Source organism: Ktedonobacter sp. SOSP1-85 (assembly GCF_016587415.1).
In the GTDB taxonomy this organism is placed as follows: domain Bacteria; phylum Chloroflexota; class Ktedonobacteria; order Ktedonobacterales; family Ktedonobacteraceae; genus Ktedonobacter.
On the sequence record NZ_BNJI01000001.1, the window covers coordinates 6,358,854 to 6,377,247 of the forward strand.

Below are 18,394 nucleotides of genomic sequence, written 5' to 3' on the forward strand. Positions count from 1 at the left end.
GTCACCTGTACCAGCCTGACGTTGAAAAAGTCGTCGAGCGGAGAAGCACCCTGTATTCCGTATCATACGCAGACGTCTTGAGAGGCTGGCTGATACGGTAACTATCGGAAGATGACCTCGGTAACACTTGCAAAAAATGTACAAAGTCGAGCATAATTCCTGGGGAAAATCTCTCTTGTCCAGAGACAAAAACACCCGTGCAACTTGGCTTGCGTGCCAACTGGCAACAGTTCATGCTGCTGGTAATCGTCAATGCATTTGTCGGCGGCATGGTAGGACTCGAACGCAGCATTGTACCATTGCTTGGGCAGCGCGTGTTCGGTCTGGCTTTGACGACGGCGGTGCTCTCTTTTATTATGAGCTTCGGTATCGTCAAGGCCCTGGCCAATCTTTTTGCGGGCCGGCTCAGTGATCGCATCGGTCGCAAGGGGGTGCTGGTGGTTGGCTGGCTCATCGGGCTGCCAGTACCATTCCTCATCATCTTTGCCCCGTCCTGGGAATGGGTCGTCTTTGCCAATATCTTGTTGGGCATTAACCAGGGTCTCTGCTGGTCTACGACCGTGATCATGAAAATTGACCTGGTTGGGCCAGCGCGCCGGGGACTGGCGATGGGACTCAATGAAGCGGCGGGCTACCTGGCCGTCTCGCTGGCCGCCATCACGGCAGGCTACCTGGCCGCAACCTACGCGTTGCGCCCGCAACCATTCCTGCTTGGCGCAGCCTTTGCCCTGGCTGGACTTGTGCTCTCGCTGTTCTTCGTGCGCGAGTCGCATGAACATGCCCGCCACGAGGCGGCCCTGCTCGCGCCCTCCGCCGGGCAAACGGCAGGCGCGGTTTCCTTGGCCACGGCGATCACCACTGCTCAACCCAACGGGGCATCCTTCAAAGACATCTTCTTACTGACATCCTGGAAGAATCGGACGCTCTTCGGGTCAGTCAGGCGGGGTTGGTAAACAACTTGAATGATGGCCTGGCCTGGGGCATCTTCCCGCTCTTTTTCGCGGCTGGTGGGCTGAGTATCATGCAGATTGGCCTGCTGGCGGGCATCTATCCAGCTGTCTGGGGGTTAGGTCAATTATTGACCGGTGCGCTCTCCGACCGGATCGGTCGGAAAGGCATGATCGTTGTGGGAATGATGCTGCAGGGATCTGCCATCGGACTGCTGCCCTTGCTCCACGGGTTCGGGTGGTGGGCACTGGCGATGGGTTTGCTTGGGTTGGGAACGGCTCTGGTCTACCCGACCCTGCTCGCGGCAATCGCTGACGTTGCTCACCCGGACTGGCGTGCCTCGGCAGTAGGCGTCTACCGGCTCTGGCGCGATAGTGGATACGTCTTGGGAGCGCTGCTCGCTGGAATACTGGCCGATCTGTTTGGCGTCTCCAGGGCGATACCGGTCATCGGTGCCTTGACGGTGCTCTCAGGGATCGTCGTGCAGGCAGTGATGGCAGAAACGTTACCGCGCCTACGGAAGCCTCGGACACAATCCTAGAAAACGCGCAACGCGAGAAGCGTGTTGTCTGAGCGGTGTCAACGACCGTGTCCAGCCGCATGCGCGACGATGTACGAAACTGCGAGCAAGAAGCCGAGGACGCGGTCTGGTTTTGCGGCTTCTTATTGTGCCAAAGCTGCCGATAGTGGAAAGCAAAGGCGACATTTTTCTCAGAAAAGAGACACATGATGAATACTGACGGCCGGGAAATACCAACCAATCAGGAGCAGAGCGCATCGTGGAATATACCGCTTGAGGTGTATGCCAATGAACAAGAACTCTTATACGGATTGTATCAGCAGGAGGAGCCCGCTTGCACCTGTTTGTTCAAACGTTTTGCGCGCCAGTTATACACACTTGCCTTGCGTATGACGAGAAGCCCGGAGGAGGCGGAGGAGATTGTCCAGGAAAGCTTTCTGCGCGCGTGTTCCCATATTAGCGACTTTGAGCAACGAAGCAGTCTGCGGACATGGCTGTACCAGATTGTTTCCAACACTACGCTCATGCATCTGCGTCGGAAAAAGCCTGACTCGTACTCCTTAGAGGTAGCGCAGGAAAGACAGGAGGCGGAACTGGCTTCGGAGGAGCAGACGCCGGATGCACGGGTGCTGGATGAAGAATTGCGCAACGCGCTCAAACTGGCGATCGCCCAACTCCCCGAAACCTTGCGCACGCCTTTTCTCTTACGCAGCGTCGAAGGCCTGCGGACAAAAGAGGCGGCCAGGTGTCTTGGCATTACCGAGACCACGCTGAAAGTCCGCCTGCACCGTGCGCGCCAGGAATTACGCCAACTCATGCATTCTTATTTACAAGAGGATGCGCCCGTTCCTTAAAAAATATGTAGAGTTATGAAGTATTGGAGGCGCTATGATGCAGTTGTTCTCGTTCCTTGATGATACATTGAAGCATCCTTTCTCTTCGCTCTCCCTGAGGCGTTTAGAGGCAGAGAAGGAGCAATGGTGTGTTCCGCGTCACCTGGGTATTATTATGGATGGCAATCGACGATTTGCGAGGAAGCATCAGATTTGGAATACGGACCGAAAACAATTTGGTAAAGAGTATGATTACATCATTTAAATGTTTGCCTTGGTTATGGTGGGCGAGAGGAGATTATCGAAGCCTTTCGTAGATATCTTGCGGCGCAACAAGAAGAAGGGCGGAACTTACAAAGACGCTGCTGCGAGGATAGAAGCGCGCTGATGATCTCTAGCCAAATCGGCACCCAAGCGCTATACTCATGACAAGAGGAAGATGGTCATGAGGCAAGCGGTGGTGCATCTGTCGCATGCTGTTTATCGGGTACCAACGCTATCGCCACGAAAATTCGGTTTTTGCGATATGATCGCCGGAGGTACATGAGAAAGGTGCTCTCTCTGAGAAGAAGCTGTCGTATCGGGGAGACGTGAGAGCACCATACCACGTGTCATGATCAACTTTCGTTTGCACTCAGTTCAAACCAAAACTCCATCGTTGGAAATGGAGCAAGGTCATCCTTGTGTGGCATGCTACTCCTCGATTTTCTGTACGCGCCCAACCTGTCCATCGACAAGCCGTACCTTAATCCCATGTGGGTGAGAAACGGAGTTGGTCAAAATGTCCTTGACGATTCCTCGGGTCAGTTTTCCTGTTCGCTGGTCTTGCTTGAGGACGATTGACACTTCGATTCCCGAACGTATATCTTGACGGATGCGTCCATCTGGCATTCAGTTTCGCTTTCTACTGCCATCCCTGGTGAATGGATGTCTCTTTTACCAGAGCGGATTTCAAGTGTTTCCTGATTTTTACAATCACACGTTGGATGTTACGTCACCATCCATAGCAATACACTTTCCCTTCATGAGTCCATTTTTTTCTGTTGCTTTCAGGAGAGACAACACACCGGCACCGGAGCCACTCGCTATGACAATGCGGCAAGGGAAAGCTTCTGCGGGCTCGCTCAAAAGCGAGTGGACAGACAGTTATACGTATTGTACTCCTCAAGAGGTGTGACTGTCCATCTTTGAGTCTATGGAGGGGTATTGTCAACTTGGCAACGTAGCCATGTAGCCGTACCATAGACTTAAAATACCTCGCATCCGCCATGGATAATCTTACCCGCGAGTAAGTGTCAGCATTCGTGCATGGGGTCTCTGACTAACGTTCAACGTAGCGTAAGCGTTTATCACGGGCCGATTAAAACACGCGCTACTGGTCTATAGAGAAGTGTCTAACGTTGATGAACGTTTAAGCGTCTATAGTCACTGGCAGTTGAATCTCGATCACTGCTTCGTCCTGTTCCTCCGACTGTGGCAGTTGGAGAAGGATATCTCGCCCCGCTCCGCTGATCTGCCACCCATAGTGTTCCATCCAAGTCGCCAGTGCTCCATAACTCCTGTGGCTGTCGCTGACCCGCCCGACGTGTGCAAGTGTTGCCATTGTCTCAATTGCTGGCAATGTACGCATAGTGAGCAGCCATTCCTCAGAGCGTTCGACCGACTGTGGACCTTTCTGGGTGAGCAGGTAGCCGACTTCGACATCGAGTGCTTGGGGATCATACATGGGGGAATGGATGATGATGGTGATATGACCAAGGCTGTTGCGTCCCACCATTGCCGGAACAATAGATTCAATTGCTGCAATTGTCCCTCACAGGCCCACGCGATGCGCAACGAGCTAAAGATGACAAAAAGGATGGCCTGCCGTGCAGCTTGAGGAGGCTTTGCCTCATTGACCAGAAACGATGAGACGAGGCCCGCGTAAGTTGCAAGGAAGCTATTGATGCGTATGGGCCTGGAGCACGGTGGTCCGGGTCCGAACGGTTTCCCCTCGCTTGCGTCCGAGATAACCCGGAGCACACACCTCATCCAATCGGCGCTGTGCCGGTGGAATATCAGGCGTAGAAGGCAAGGCGCGTTGGCGAGCCGTTTGCCGCGTGCCATCCACATCAAACACCAGCCATTGTGTTCCTTGCCGGTCCCACAGCCCTCCCGTTTTTTCCTTATATGTTAATATTTTGACAAGCCCTCTCGATCAAGGGCTTAAGCAGGAGCGTACCTGTTCAATACAGAAGCCGGGGAAAAGGCTCTTTTTTCCACACGGCTCGACCGATAGAAGGAGATCGCGCTTCCCCCGGCAGCCTTCCTGGGTCTATCGATGATTGGAGGGTCGTTGCTTCGAGCACTCGGCATATAAGGACCCGATCCCCCAGGAATGTTTCTCGCAAAGGAGATGGAACGATGTGGTATGTTGGTTTGGATTGGGCAGACACCCATCATGACGTCGATGTCCTTGATGAAACCGGTAAACATGTTGGAGCGCGCCGCTTTTCCCACAGCCAGGAAGGCTTGCATGACCTGAAGCAGTTTTTGTTGAGCTTTACCTCGCACCCCGAAGAACTGGCTTGCATTCTCGAAACGAATCACGGGCTGCTCATCGCTTTCCTGCTCTCGGCTGGCATTCCCGTGTACCCGGTGAACCCGAAAACGATCAATGGGTTGCGGAAAGTGGCAGGAGCTCGCGACTGATCGCATTGACGCGTGTTTGTTGGCCAAAGTGGGATACTTCAACTTGGCCGAACTGCATCGCTTGGAACCTGATAGCCCTATCGTCCAGGAATTGAAAATGTTGACACGCGATCAGGATGCCCTGATTCAGATGCAAACGCGCCTGGTCAACCAATTGACCGCTTGCCTCAAGGAATACTACCTGGTGGCCTTGAAGTTGTTCTCCCGCGTTGCAGCAGCCTTCCACGCTGCGTTTTTTGCAAGCGTACCCGACTCCCCAAGCAGCACAGAATGCGTCGGTTGAAGAGATAACGGCGACCTTGCGTCTGGGAACGTTTCCCAATCCAGCACAGGCTGCCGCCTCGATGGTTGAGGAACTGCACCGTCCTCAGTTGGTCGCCAGTGAAGTCACCGTGCGCACCAAATCGCGGTTGATGCTGTCTCTGGTCAAACAACTGCTGGTAGTTATTGAGGACCTTGCCAGCTATGAGAAGGAGATTCAAGCCCTTTTTTTGACCCATAAAGACCATGAGATTTGGAGTTCTCTTCCACGGGCAGGCAAGCGCCTGGCTCCGCGCTTGCTTGCTGAATGGGGGGATGATCGCACACGCTATGCTGATGCCAACAGTGTCCAGGAACTGGCTGGGACGGCTCCGGTCCCCTCCCAAAGCGGCAATTACGCCAAGGCGCACAAACGCTTTGCCTGCGTGAAGCCCTGGCGCAATGATCTGTACCACTTCGCCTGGCAATCGACGCTCTCGGAGCCGTGGGCGGCTTCGTATTACCAACGTAAACTGGCCGAAGGCAAAACGCATAGCATGGCCCTTCGCGCTCTGGCCAATATCTGGGTGCGGATCATGTACCGGATGTGGATGAGTGAGACGTGCTATCAAGCCGAGACCTTTGAAGCCGCGAAGCTGGCTCACGCGCCTCGCCAACGTGCCGCCTGAACCCAGGCTGTCCCTTTCCCTCACGCTTGGTTGGGCACACTCAGCACTGCGAAGTCCTTTGTCAGTGCTGATGTCGTGTGCTCCAACGGAGTCGCCCAAGCGGTTCCCGCTGTGTTCCTGTTGCAGACCGTGAGCCGGTCCTGCGCACCTGCCCGTCGCTCCAACGTCTGCCGCAGCCCACCACCGCGTTCCCGACTCCCGGTGTGGGTTGCTCGCTGCAGACCACACCAAGTCAAGGCCGCGCAGGAGGTGAGGTGGTCGGATGTGGGCGCGCTCGCCTTGGCCTTGGCTGGTGTGGTAGACTTGCATCCCCACACGGGAGGCCGCTTCGCCTACGCTCACCCTGCTTTTTCCTTTCTCGGTTTTGGCTCTTGACATAGAGGGTCTCCTTCTTGATCTCATCGTTCTCAAATGATACGATAGGTTATCATATCGCTTGAGAATGATGAGGAAGCTAGCTTCCAGAAAACGAGAAGAGGTAGTTGTTCATGTCGATCAAATTTAGTGTGATCCTCCCCAATGGCGCGACCAATGAACTGGCGGGAATCAAAGATCCGGTGGAAGCCTATGAAACCATGACGCACGTTGCCCAGACCGCCGAGGAAGTGGGTTTCGACGCACTCTGGATCTCTGATGTCCTCTGGCCTGGTGACTTCACAGGCTTGGACGCCTCGCAAGAGTTTCTCTTTGAGTGCTGGACCACAACGGCGGCACTTGCGCGCGACACCAGCCATGTGCGCATCGGCCAGATTGTCACGTCCAATGTATTTCGCCACCCCGCACTGCTGGCGAAAATGGCCAGTACAGTTGATGTCATGAGTCATGGCCGACTCACATTGGGGATTGGTTCAGGTTCTCCTGCTCTTGCTGATCAGGCTCGCGCATATGGCTACGATTACCCTGATGTTTCGGGACGATCACGCCAATTGCGCGAAGCGGTTCACATTCTCCTCGCGATGTGGACACAGGAAGAAGCCACGTTTGAAGGAAAGTCGTACTCGGTACGGGGCGCAATCAACCAGCCCAAAGGAATCCAACAGCCCCATATTCCCTTGCTGATTGCTGGTAATGGTGAGCAAGTCACGCTCAAGCTCGTGGCGCAGTATGGCAATGCCTGTAATATTCACGGCGATCCAGCCACGCTGAAAAACAAGTTTGCGGTACTCAAAGAGCATTGCGAACGACTTCACCGCGACTACCAAAGCATTCATCGTACATCGGGGTCGTACTGTATCATTGGAGATACGGATGAGCAGGCCCAGGCGAAAGTTCCTGAGAGGGTGCAAGCCCTCTTCGGCAACGCTGCGCTGATTGGCAGCCCCGCGACCATCCGCGAACGGATCGCTGCGTATGAGGATGCGGGCGTCCAGGAATTGCTGCTCAGGTTCCCCGGAAATGAGCAACAGGACGCGATCCGGCGCTTCGCACAGGAATTCATCGTCTAGTTTGTCAGACACACGCGAGTGCTCCTTGCCTATGCAGGCAAGGAGCACCATGGTTTCTGGGAAGACGGGAGACGGTGCCTTTCAGCCGCTTTCACTTGTTCGAGTTCACGACGCTTCACACACAGGTTTCTTTCGTCAGCATAGGTCGCAGGGGGAGTCCTTGTCTCTGTTTCGGCTCAAAGACCTCGGTCCATTCTCAGCAGGCTTCACACCCTGAGGAGTGCCACTCCTCAACGCATGCTGCTTCCCCCTCGCATCATTCTCCAGATGGGCCTTTTCAGGCGACACGTTCACTCGTTAAAGGGCGCACTGCACACAACTTGGTATGGCGTCGGGCTTTGAGGTGGTTGGTGTTGATATTGAGCCCCAACCAAACTACTCGTCAGCAAAGTACCATTACTGCATCAAGGAGAGCAATGTAAATCCGACGGCTAAGAGGAGACAAAAAATACCTGAAATCCGCGCTCCCCATTGAGCAGCCTCGCTAGGTTCAACATCATCTTGAGGCCGCCAATTACCCCTTCTGAAGGTAGCGGCCCTATAAGGGTTAAAAATGCAGTAAAGACCAAAAGGAACGAGAAAGACTGATATGATAACTGCCACGATGAGAGGAGGATGTTTCATAAAAGATGATGCTCCTTGTTCAATATGTTGCAATAAAAAGGATAGTTTGGAGTGAACCCTTGGTCTGGCCCATTGGGTTCACTCCATTGATTGTGACAGTAAATAAAATGGCACAGAAGAAGAACCTGACATCACGGAAGAACTTAGCGATATTTTATTCCATAAGCGAAGGAAAAGGAAGTATCTGAATGGAGATTACGCCTCTCATCCCTGACGGGTATAATGGGCCGTACATAATTGTGGAACTCTCCTGGAACTCCTGATCTTGCTAATAAGGTGGCTGGGCAAATAGATCTCTATCGGGGCCAACGATATGACCACGATAAATTGATGAAATGGCTGGAAGCAGGAGGGTGGTAAACCGCGCAAAGTAGGCGACTATATCAGCGATAACTTTAAAGCTTACTTACGTAGTAAGGGTAAAAGCTCATCGGAGAACGAAATGCAGGACAGGTCGCTGCAATACAAATAACGAGACATTCTCTGCTCAGATGATGTTACCACCACCTATCTTAGTAAAACGGAGAAAAACCATGAGTGTTATTCCAGAGAAAGAGATAACTATTCTCAACTCTACCAGCCTGGCTCACGTCGCAACCATTGGGCCTCATCACGAGCCGCAGTCTACCCCGGTCTGGTTTGACTGGGACGGCACCTATGTGCGTATCAGTCAGACGAAGGCGCGCCAGAAATATCGCAACCTGAAACGCGATCCGCATATCGCGCTGTCCATCACCGACCCCCAGAATCTCTATCATTATGTAGAGATTCGTGGCAAGGTGGTGCGCATCGAATAAGATCCGCAGAGAACGTTTATCGACTCCCTGGCCAAGAAATACCTGGGGGTCGATCACTACCCCTACAACCAGCCTGAAGACGAGTACGTGATCTTCTACGTCCAACCAGAACACACCACCTCCATGGACGTCCAACCAGAACACACCACTTCCATGGACTAGCGAACACAAGCAAGCACACCGCGGAGACTGCAAGAAAAAGAGCGCGTGGTGCGCATCAGCCATGAGACGATCTGCCATCCTCTTGGTCTCCGCGTAAGTATCATATGAACGAAGAGAAAGATCAGGATTGGAAGGGAAAGAAGAAACATGCAAACACGCGTCCTTAGCAAAACACAGCTGATGGTCTCGGAACTAGGATTTGGCTGTATGGGTTTGACAGGCTTTTATGGAACGCCCCTCAACGAAGAAGAGGCGATACGTGTGATCCACAGGGCCATCGACCTGGGCGTGACCTTTTTCGATACGGCTGAGGCGTATGGGCCCTTTACGAATGAGAAACTGCTAGGCCGCGCCTTGAAGGGACGGCGCGACTCGGTGATGATTGCCACCAAGTTCGGCTGGGAGTGGCGAGAGCATGGCGAGCGTCGTCCCAATAGCCGTCCCGATCACATTGTGAAGGTCGTTGACGAGTCATTGCAGCGTTTGCAGACGGATTACATCGATCTGTACTATCAACATCGGCTTGACCCGCAGGTGCCCATCGAAGAGACTGTCGGTACACTTGCAGAGTTGGTCAAGCAGGGCAAGCTCCGCCATATTGGTCTCTCTGAAGTAGGGCCAAAGACCATTCGCCGCGCCCACGCAGTCCATCCTATCACGGCCTTGCAAACCGAGTACTCGTTATGGGAGCGTGGGCCAGAGGCCGAAATCCTGCCCACTTTACGCGAGTTGGGGATTGGTTTTGTGGCCTACGGTCCGCTGGGACGCGGTTTCCTGACGGGTGAAGTCAAAACCACCCAGGACCTGCCTGGAAATGATTTTCGCCGGAGTGATCCTCGTTTCCAGGGAGAGAATTTTGCCAGGAATACCGAACTGGTTGAACGGGTCAAGCAACTGGCCAGCCAGAAGAACGTCACGCCCGGACAGATTGCTCTGGCCTGGCTCTTGCACAAAGGAAACGACATTGTGCCTATTCCCGGAACCAAGCATCTGCGTTATCTGGAAGAGAATATCTCCGCCTCGCGCATAGTGTTGAGCGCGGAAGAAGTCACACAATTGGAAACCAGCGTTGGGCAGGCTGTCGGAGAGCGCAAGAGTGAGGCTGACATGCGTTTAATCTCCCGCGATTAGCCAGGTCTGCCAGGATCTTCCATGACTCTAAAGGGCTCATCCAACTTCAGGCTGTTCGTGACGACGAGATGTAGTTAGAATACGCAGAATGAAGGCTTCTTTCGATGATGTACAATAATCCATTGGATGCATATACCGAGACGGCAGTATATACTGTCACCGCAGTCCAACACCAGGCGTTGTACGATCTCCTTTTGGAGACAGCGAACCGTTGGCAGCGTTCACTCCCAGGATTGCTCTCAGTGAATATCTATCCGAGCGAGGATCACACCCATATTCTCTATCAAGTGGAGTGGCGGACACGAGAAGATTGGCACAAGACGCTTCAGCACCCAGAACGGGAGGCAATCCATTGAGAGGATCAAAAATTTAGCAGACAGTATGGGGAACTATCTGGTCCTGCCAGAAGCCTAGGGCTCCAGACAGCAGTAAAAACCTGGTAATAGGTGCTCAATGATGAGGAGAAACCCGCTCTCAAGTTGTAAGAAGCATCATCGCGATGAAGCGTTTGCCTCCAATCTTGATCCTTGACATGCCCATTGCATCGTTTTCAAGAGAGCATAGAGCATGTCGAAGGAAAAACGTTGGGCACTCGACATGGGATGGTGTTTCCTCTCTCATGAGCAACGTTCACAGGAAAAACTACTTCTTCTTCGTGAAGAGTAGCACAACAGCCAGAGCCTTTCTCACCATTCCAACCAGGACCCTTGTTGTTTTGGAGGAGGTTCTTCCTCTCGTGGATGGGTTTGTGGCGTTTGGCTGGAGCGGGGAGAAAAGCCGCGCTTTTCTCCCCGCTCCACTGCAAAATTTGCTGTTCCAGTGCAAAGCCAGCACGAATCCAATGCAAAGTTGCTTTCAGTCCAATGCAAAGCCACACTCAGTCCAGTGCAAAATTTACATTTATACCAGGTGATTATAAGCACGAACTCGAATTACGCATATATTGCCTGTTTTGCCTCCAGGTGAGCTTTCACCGCTGGCCACTCGTTTTCGATGATGCTATACAAGACCGAATGGAGATATGAGCCATCAGCCATGACCCTATGGTTGCGCAAAATTCCCTCTCTCGTCGCTCCCAGCCGTTCGATCGCTCGTTGCGATTGGAGATTCTGGTGATGGGTCTTGAGTTGAGCACGGATCGCGCCCAACTCCGCAAAAGCGTGGCGTAGTAGGAGATACTTGCACTCGGTATTGATCCCGCTCCGCTGAACGGCAGGCGTCAACCAAGTCCAGCCAATTTCCACTCCGTGATTTACCTGATCAATATTGCCAATCCGCGTCGACCCTACAGCCCGACCATCCGCCAACGCGATAATCGCAAAAGGCAGGGCGGTCCCTGCCTTGTAGTCGCGCAAGGCCGCCAACACTTCTCGTGTGCTCGCTGCTGACGAGCCTCGCGCCGCCGATGAAGGCGCTTCAGCTTTTTTCGGCTATCGAGCACCTCTCTGCGAATTCACGTATGACGATCAAAGCGGCGATACGCGATCTCGATGTCGTCCCATGAACCAGCAAAGAGCGCCTGGTCGGGACGCTTCATATGCGGATGTGGAGAATACTGTGGATTATCCCAGGTTCGTCTATCGGCCTTGGCTCCATATCATTGGCGAATCATGCCGACGCTACGGATACGGCGAAAGTAACGGGGAAGATACGGAAATTTCAAGTGACTCCTCCATTCTGCACGAAACATTTGTGCTAAGGAGAATGCCTACTTGCAATTATAGAGGCCTTCTTTCTCCATCTGATCAACTCCTCTGCATGAGCCACTCAAGACCCTGCTCGATAATGAACGGACTCCTGCTTTGCTCTGGCTTCCAACCCGCTTCCAAAGCCTTTTGAATGATCCAAGCCGCATATTTTGGCTGATGAAAATTGGCTCTCCATGATTCTGCGAATATCTTTTCAAGATTAAGCGGAGTCCCCGTTCGCAGTGGACCCAATGATGGGATCTTCCCAGGTACGAAAAAAGCAGCCGGGTTGCAGGTAAAAGAGCCGTTTGGGGCTTTGTAGGGGATACTGGTTAAAATACAGCCTCCCACGTAATACTTCTACCGTCGTGCGATTTGCCTCACATTTTGGGCAAGGGACTACCTCAATCTCAGACATGAGCACGAAATCCCCTCTCAAAGATGTTCCATTCTTCTTGTGTTGTGTATACGTTTTTTCAGCAATAGAACTCTCATCAGCCCTTATAGCACCTGCTGTAAGGGCTTCTCTTCTGAAGTATTCACCCCATTAAGAGGCTTTTTGAGGAGATCTCCCGATGAGTACATAGAGAAGAGCACCGATGATGTGGGTGAAGAGGATGAGAAGAAACCAGAGAAGTTTCTGGCTATCTTTTATGGTTTTGTTCAGAATACAATCGATAAGCATCCAGATCCAGAAAGCGCTTAAAAGCAAAGGAAAGAGCAAAACAAGTGTTAAAGGATGAACGCCAAAAGGCATAGCAGAATCCTTTCAGAAAGCGTGCAAAAAGTTAAAAATGCCAGTAAGGAGTAGGACGAAATGAGAATGAAAAGATCAAATATTATCAAGCTAGTGATCGTTCCCCAGTTTAGTGGAGTGGTAGAATGTGGGACGGCAGTGTTTTTGAAACACGGCAATGATGCTTTTCCAGGAAAAGGGCATCAGATTCCGTTGGGAAACGCTAGCGTTGTAATCCGGTCCATTAGTACTCGATGGCCTAGTACAGCCAGGGAAGGAAAGTACGATATGTTACGAGGAGAAAAGGTTATCTTGCGCCCCTTCAAGCGGAAAGACCTGGACACACTGGAAGCCTGGAGCCATGATCCCCACTTCGTGGGTGAATTCAACAACTTCGGCTTGCATGGATATGGTAATATGGAGCGCGACTTCGACGAGGATGGGATGGTTAGCAATCGCTTGGGGCGTTTGGCCGCGGCCACATTGGATGGCACACTTATTGGTCGCCTCAGCTATCATACGACGAGCCATGGCCCTGGCGAGGGAAATAGAGTCTACATGATTGGCATTGGCCTGCACCCCGATCACCAGGGGAAGGGTTACGGCGTCGAGGCGCAACGCCTCCTGACGGACTACCTGTTCGCGACCTTTCCCATCATCCGCGTGGAAACGATAACAGACATTACGAATAGACCGGAGCAACGCGCATTGGAAAAGGCGGGCTTTACGCGCGAAGCCGTTCTGCGTAAAGCCCAGTGGCGCAATGGTGACTGGCACGACCAAGTATTGTATAGCAAGTTGCGCGGCGAGTAAGCTTCGCGCGACACGCCAGAGGTATGCCCTAGAAAGCTCTAGAGCAGGACTTTATTGACATCCTCCCCATGGCTAAAGCCCTGTCTTTTACCCCCATTTTACAAAGCAAGCTTGAGCACAGACCGTTTCCATGCTCGCATCTGCTATCAATTGTAAAATGGGGGTAAAAGACAGTTCTTAATGCACGGAGTTTGCCCACGAAAGGGATATCTCTTTACACTCTCGGAAAACTGAAATGGACTATGGAAGTCTCACTAACAAAGACGTTGGCGATGAAACACAAGATGTCCGTTCGCAAGGTATACAAGAAATATCGAGCGGGACTGGATGTCAATGGGAAAAAATACAAAGGACTCCAGATCACGGTCCCGCGAGAGGAAAAGAAACCATTAGTAGCCACTGGGGGAGGTATCCCCCTTACCTGGGATGTCACCGCACCCATTGAGGACGAATTGAAGCAATATGCCTGGAAACGGTCGGAACTAGAACGACGGATCTTGTCTCAAATCTGTGAACCATGCGGGGCAACTCGCATGACGGCTCAGATAGAGGTGCATCACATCTGGGCGCTCAAGGACTTGGAAAAGTACACTGGTCGAGAGAAGCCACAATGGGCACAAATCATGGTTTCTCGCAGGCGAAAAACACTCGCCCTCTGTCACACCTGCCACATGGATATCCAACATGGACGCCCACAGAGACGCACAGTATCACGTTCACAGACAGGATGAACCTGATGATGCTGGAAAGCTGATTACAGTGAAAGCTGTACGATCAGTTTGGAGGGGGCCAGTCGGAAAAAGGAGCAGGAATGTCACCTTCGTCGGCTGGCTACCCTACGGGGAGGCCGTCGCTACCATCGCCGGGGTGCGGCAAACGGCGCAGATCTTTGTCATGTGGTTGTCTCACAGCAGGCGCAGGTATGTCATGTTCATTCCCTTTAACCGTGACGGGGCCAATCTCCTCTTTCAACTCTGCTTGGCGCTCTACGAACGCAGCGCGATCATCATTACCTCCAATCTCAAGTTCGGCGACTGGAATTCCGTGATGGGGGAGGAACATCTTACGGCGGCGTTGCTGGACAGGCTCACCCATCGCGCCCATATTCTCGAATTTCTTGGCGAGTTGTTCCGCTTTCGCCGGCGGCTCCAGCAAAGCGAAAAACGCGCAACGACTGAGCAACCAGGGGAAGAGGGGCCAAACGAAGCCTCCTGAGCGCGGCTCCTCTCTCTCCGCCTGCATCAACGTTCTATGACCGAGAGCGCGTCTAGAACAAAGCGCTCTCGGCCGCACCCCATGATTTCACCACTCAAGCCATCGAAGAGGTGCAACATGGCAAGATCGTCCCAGAAACAGCGTCGCCCCGAACCACTCCCTAGCGGGTTGGTCGTGATCGCACGCGATGTCACTGATCAGATTGTGACTCGTATCACCTCCCATCGTGACTTGGTGGGAGCTATGCACACTGCACGCAGCGTCCTTCTCCTCAAACCAGATGCAGTACGTGTCGAGGTACATCATGGTGAGCGTCTCACCTCAAACTATGATGGTACACCCCTCGCTGTCTTCAGTCACGAGGATCTGCCTGTAGACCAGCGCAGCGTGTGAGCATGCTTTCATGAGCAACCAGCATCTAGCTTCATCTCACAGTTCTGCGACAAAACGCTCGAAACAGAACCAGCTATTTTTTCTCTGAGCTGGCAAATGCTGCCGTCAGACCGAGAGCAATGTAAATACTTCCCGTCACATACCGTTGGATACGTTGGAAGCGTGTGCTCCCTTTGATCAACGTGGCTGTTGTCCCGGCTACCAGCCCATACAACGTCAGGCTACAGAAACCCAGGATCGTGTACAGGCTCCCGAACAGGAGAAATTGCAAGGCGATTGTTCCACGAGCCGGGTCAACAAATTGTGGCAAGAAAGCTAAAAAGAACAGAGCCGTCTTGGGATTGAGCAGTTCGACCACCATGCCCTGCAAAAACATACGAGGAAGGCTCTTTGGCTCGGCTCTCTCCGTCAGGTGGGGTTCATCTCGTCTCAAGAGGGTGCGAATGCCAAGATAGATCAGATAGGCAGCCCCAAGATATTTCACGACGCTAAACGCGAGGGCAGAGGTCAGCAGGAGCGCAGAGAGTCCAAAGGCTGCCGCTGTGGTTTGGATGAGATCCGCTGCCCCAACGCCCAGCGAAGAGATGACTCCGACTCGCCTCCCTTGATCCACGCTGCGCGTCATGACAAACAAGACGGCGGGACCAGGAATGAAGAGCAGTCCCAGGGCTGCCAGCAGGAAGAGTGAAAAGGTCGTCCAAGTAGGCATCCAAACCTCCTTAACTGCGTGTGCGGTACATGTTGTTTTCTCCTACTTTATCAGAAGAATGATCCCGTTGTCTAGTTGTTCGAGGAGGAAAGAAAGGTTTCTGCTGTATATCAGACGCTTCAGGGTTACACCTCACGACCACTCGGGCAAGTCATGAAGCTATGATGCAAGATGAGCACAGAGGAGAGAGGTGGCGCCCTTTTTCGTTGTCAAAAGCGACGTGGTCCCTTTTTCCGTTGTCAAATGGCCCCCGAATCTGATTGGCATTGCCATGCTCAAAGGGGAAAGTTGTTCCGAATCTGATTAGAAATTGGTCCTCAATATCCTTGACAAAAACACCAACATGAGTTTTTTGCTGAAGACGGACGGATCTTTTCTGTTTCAGTTACGTGTAGATTTGTTTTGGGATAAAGTTGCCTTTATGCCATTTCGTTCGCGTTTATAAGGTTTTACGCCGGATCATCTATCAGGTGCGCCGGTGTTCGGCGAGGATTTCGTCGATGACGTGGCGGCTGATGCTGGTGAGGACAGGATTGGTGTGCTGGTAGTAAGGAATGACGATCAGGGCGATGGAGAGCGCCCAGCCGCGTCCACGGGCCCAGGTGGCGTCGTCGACCTGTAGTGCCGCGCGGAAGATCTCGCGTGTGTTGGGCGTGAAAAAGCTCCAGGCGACAATCATTTCGCAGGCAGGATCACCAATACCCAGGCCGCCGAAGTCGATGACGGCGCTGAGGCGGCCGTTCTGGACCAGCAGGTTTAGCGGCGAGAGGTCGCTATGGATCCAGACAGGCGGCGCTTGCCATGCTGGTACCTGGAGTGCTGCTTCCCATACCGCCGTCACCGCGTCGGTGTCTAACATACCATCCAGAGCAGCGATGGCTTCGCGGGTAGACTTATCGCGCTTGGCGAGTGGAACACCGCGCGAGGAGCGTGGTGCTTCCTGCTCAGGCCAGCCAACTGGATCGATGCGCTGCAAGGCGGTGATGAAGCGCGCCAGATCATGTGCCGCCTGCACATCATCAGTGATATGCGCATGCATGGCGTTCTCTCCCGGCAGCCAGCGATAAATTGACCAGGACCAGGGATAGCCCTCGCCTGGTTTTCCTTGAGCCAGTGGGACAGGAATATCCAGAGGTAGATGGGGCGCAATGCGCGGCAACCATAGCCACTCCTTTTCCCCCTGTCCGCTTGCCCATTCGATGCGCGGTAGCCGGATGGACAACTCGTCCCCTAATCGATAGATCGCATGGTCAGTTCCGGAGGGGAGAACCAGCTTGAGCGGCAGGTCGGCCCACTGTGGAAACTGGTCCGCCAGCAAGCGACGGACTAGCGGAATATCGATCTCTAACTCATCGGCATGCATTTTGTTCTTCTGCATAAAATATTCAACTCTTTCTAGAGGCCCTTAACGTACATGGTGGACATGCAGCTGGTATTCCTCACGGTGCAATGGATTATAGTCCATGCGTTTGCGCGTGGGATAATCGCCCTCTTTTTGACGATAGCCGGCCGCCACCATCGGCACCTGCTCGGTGGTACCTTCGCGGAACAGATGTAGCTTCTGAATCTTGCCCGTATACGTCTCGCTCGCGCCATCCGCCGTGCGGCGTAGCAAGTTTACCTGGTTGCGCACCTGCAAGCTGCCAGCGAAAACCCGCACATAAGCGATCTTCTCACCCGTCGCCTCCTTCTCCAGCTTAAAGACGATGCCCGACAATGGCTCCTCCTCCAGACTGGTCTGGGATGGAAACAGGTCGGCGAGATGGGTCAGCAGCTCTTTGACGCCGACACCCGTAATGGCTGAACCAAAGAAGACCGGCGCGATCTGTGCCGTCCCGGCTTGCTGCTTGAGCGCGCTCCAGGCCTGTTCCGGTGCCATGCGCTCGTCCTCCACATAGGCGGCAAGCAGACACTCATCATTAAGCGCGAGTTGTTCAAGACAGGTTTGTAGGAACACAGGATCATGCAGAGCATTGGGGATAATGGCAGCCTGTTTGGTCCCGAGCTGTGTTGGTTGATTAAGTGGAAGAATATGCTCTGTGAGCTTGTCCTTGATACGTTGCAGCAAGGAGTCAGATTGCGCGCCGCTGCGATCGATTTTGTTGATAAAGATAATGGTGGGGATCGCAAGTTTCTGCAGGGCCGACAGCAGAATGTGGGTCTGTGCCTGGATCCCTTCGACGGCTGAAATCATCAGCACAGCGCCATCTAGCACGCTAAAGGAGCGCTCAACTTCAGCCAGGAAGTCCGCGTGTCCAGGGGTATCAATCAGATTGATTTTAAGATCATTAACAAAAAAAGAGGCCACAGAGGCCTTGATAGTGATGCCCCGTCTCTTCTCCAGTGATGCTGAGAACGGATGAGGCAGTGGAGAAAGACCTTCGCATTGCAAAAAGTTGTGGCGCACCCTCGCGCTGGCCAGGTGGTGACGATTGCTGTTCGTTCTCTTCTTCCATTTCAGAAAGCCTAATCTCGCCTGGAAGGGGATGCACCCACAGGAGTCGCTCGTCATCTTCCATCTCTGTGCCATTCCCCAAACCAAGCAAGTCCAGCACATCGTCAAGCTGGCTCACCCTCGTCCAGTTTGTCCCAGAAGTGAAGGACTTTCTCGGCTGAAAGACCGCCACTCAACGGACACCAGCAACCACTGCACACGTTTCCAATGGTACTACTGCTTCCTCTTACACCAGCAGTTGGGAGTGCAAGAAGTCACTCCATCCAACCTGACTGAATTTATGATTCGGTTGCATAATGGATGAT

General features: G+C 53.1%; 18 protein-coding genes and 3 pseudogenes. 12 read left to right on the plus strand and 9 right to left on the minus strand.

Annotated features, from left to right (window positions below):
• Positions 1-233: 233 nt before the first annotated feature.
• A pseudogene (locus KTE_RS49770) lies at positions 234-1,489 on the plus strand (MFS transporter).
• A 185-nt stretch (positions 1,490-1,674) separates the two neighbouring features.
• Complete coding sequence (locus KTE_RS26710) at positions 1,675-2,322, plus strand: RNA polymerase sigma factor (RefSeq protein ID WP_201386380.1); 648 nt, start codon at positions 1,675-1,677, stop codon at positions 2,320-2,322.
• Between the two features lie 672 nt (positions 2,323-2,994).
• Here the strand turns inward: KTE_RS26710 and KTE_RS26720 are convergent.
• From KTE_RS26720 to KTE_RS26730, 3 genes are all read right to left on the minus strand, one after another.
• Entirely contained in the window at positions 2,995-3,192 is a 198-nt protein-coding gene (locus KTE_RS26720) for a YwbE family protein (RefSeq protein WP_201386382.1), read from the minus strand.
• 520 nt (positions 3,193-3,712) lie between these two features.
• Entirely contained in the window at positions 3,713-4,078 is a 366-nt protein-coding gene (locus tag KTE_RS26725; protein ID WP_201386384.1) for a hypothetical protein, read from the minus strand.
• A 162-nt stretch (positions 4,079-4,240) separates the two neighbouring features.
• On the minus strand, positions 4,241-4,420 hold the full coding sequence (locus KTE_RS26730; RefSeq protein ID WP_236600584.1) for a hypothetical protein: 180 nt from the start codon (positions 4,418-4,420) through the stop codon (positions 4,241-4,243).
• A 284-nt stretch (positions 4,421-4,704) separates the two neighbouring features.
• On the opposite strand from KTE_RS26730, the pseudogene KTE_RS49775 reads away from it, so the two are divergent.
• Positions 4,705-5,921, plus strand: a pseudogene (locus tag KTE_RS49775) (IS110 family transposase).
• Positions 5,922-6,409: 488 nt separating this feature from the next.
• Positions 6,410-7,366, plus strand: a complete 957-nt coding sequence (locus KTE_RS26740; RefSeq protein ID WP_201386386.1) for a TIGR03560 family F420-dependent LLM class oxidoreductase — start codon at positions 6,410-6,412, stop codon at positions 7,364-7,366.
• Between the two features lie 396 nt (positions 7,367-7,762).
• On the opposite strand, the gene KTE_RS49780 is transcribed toward KTE_RS26740, so the two are convergent.
• The gene (locus KTE_RS49780) at positions 7,763-7,990 is read right to left on the minus strand and encodes a DUF6199 family natural product biosynthesis protein (RefSeq protein ID WP_374226790.1); all 228 of its coding nucleotides are present in this window, start codon (positions 7,988-7,990) and stop codon (positions 7,763-7,765) included.
• A 533-nt stretch (positions 7,991-8,523) separates the two neighbouring features.
• Between KTE_RS49780 and KTE_RS47795 the strand changes: the two genes are divergently transcribed.
• The 3 genes from KTE_RS47795 to KTE_RS26755 all read left to right on the plus strand — a co-directional run bounded on the left by KTE_RS47795 (position 8,524) and on the right by KTE_RS26755 (position 10,436).
• Entirely contained in the window at positions 8,524-8,787 is a 264-nt protein-coding gene (locus KTE_RS47795; RefSeq protein ID WP_236600585.1) for a PPOX class F420-dependent oxidoreductase, read from the plus strand.
• A 309-nt stretch (positions 8,788-9,096) separates the two neighbouring features.
• Positions 9,097-10,080 (plus strand): aldo/keto reductase, encoded by a 984-nt coding sequence (locus KTE_RS26750; protein ID WP_201386388.1) that lies wholly within the window; start codon positions 9,097-9,099, stop codon positions 10,078-10,080.
• Positions 10,081-10,184: 104 nt separating this feature from the next.
• The gene (locus KTE_RS26755; protein ID WP_201386390.1) at positions 10,185-10,436 is read left to right on the plus strand and encodes an antibiotic biosynthesis monooxygenase; all 252 of its coding nucleotides are present in this window, start codon (positions 10,185-10,187) and stop codon (positions 10,434-10,436) included.
• Between the two features lie 576 nt (positions 10,437-11,012).
• Here KTE_RS26755 and KTE_RS26760 read toward each other — a convergent pair.
• A pseudogene (locus KTE_RS26760) lies at positions 11,013-11,453 on the minus strand (GNAT family N-acetyltransferase); the annotation flags it as partial.
• A gap of 862 nt (positions 11,454-12,315) precedes the next feature.
• The gene (locus KTE_RS26765) at positions 12,316-12,525 is read right to left on the minus strand and encodes a PLD nuclease N-terminal domain-containing protein (protein WP_201386394.1); all 210 of its coding nucleotides are present in this window, start codon (positions 12,523-12,525) and stop codon (positions 12,316-12,318) included.
• A gap of 267 nt (positions 12,526-12,792) precedes the next feature.
• Between KTE_RS26765 and KTE_RS26770 the strand changes: the two genes are divergently transcribed.
• The 4 genes from KTE_RS26770 (at position 12,793) to KTE_RS26785 (ending at position 14,925) form a co-directional block, all read left to right on the plus strand.
• Entirely contained in the window at positions 12,793-13,317 is a 525-nt protein-coding gene (locus KTE_RS26770; protein ID WP_201386396.1) for a GNAT family N-acetyltransferase, read from the plus strand.
• A 191-nt stretch (positions 13,318-13,508) separates the two neighbouring features.
• A complete protein-coding gene (locus KTE_RS26775; protein ID WP_255552950.1) occupies positions 13,509-14,048 on the plus strand; it encodes a group II intron reverse transcriptase/maturase in 540 nt (179 codons plus the stop codon).
• Complete coding sequence (locus KTE_RS26780) at positions 14,002-14,532, plus strand: ATP-binding protein (RefSeq protein ID WP_201386406.1); 531 nt, start codon at positions 14,002-14,004, stop codon at positions 14,530-14,532. The genes KTE_RS26775 and KTE_RS26780 overlap by 47 nt, the downstream gene beginning before the upstream one ends.
• Positions 14,533-14,649: 117 nt before the next feature.
• A complete protein-coding gene (locus KTE_RS26785; protein ID WP_201386410.1) occupies positions 14,650-14,925 on the plus strand; it encodes a hypothetical protein in 276 nt (91 codons plus the stop codon).
• A gap of 73 nt (positions 14,926-14,998) precedes the next feature.
• Here the strand turns inward: KTE_RS26785 and KTE_RS26790 are convergent, their stop codons facing one another.
• The 3 genes from KTE_RS26790 to KTE_RS26800 form a co-directional block, all read right to left on the minus strand.
• Positions 14,999-15,634: a LysE family translocator gene (locus tag KTE_RS26790; protein WP_201386413.1), complete on the minus strand. Its 636-nt coding sequence runs from the start codon at positions 15,632-15,634 to the stop codon at positions 14,999-15,001.
• Between the two features lie 466 nt (positions 15,635-16,100).
• On the minus strand, positions 16,101-17,012 hold the full coding sequence (locus KTE_RS26795) for an aminoglycoside phosphotransferase family protein (RefSeq protein ID WP_201386415.1): 912 nt from the start codon (positions 17,010-17,012) through the stop codon (positions 16,101-16,103).
• A gap of 27 nt (positions 17,013-17,039) precedes the next feature.
• Positions 17,040-18,026, minus strand: coding sequence for a GTP-binding protein (locus tag KTE_RS26800; RefSeq protein WP_236600588.1), 987 nt, complete (start codon positions 18,024-18,026; stop codon positions 17,040-17,042).
• A gap of 94 nt (positions 18,027-18,120) precedes the next feature.
• Here KTE_RS26800 and KTE_RS26805 point away from each other — a divergent pair, with 94 nt between their 5' ends.
• Positions 18,121-18,393 (plus strand): hypothetical protein, encoded by a 273-nt coding sequence (locus KTE_RS26805; protein WP_201386416.1) that lies wholly within the window; start codon positions 18,121-18,123, stop codon positions 18,391-18,393.
• Position 18,394: the final 1 nt, after the last annotated feature.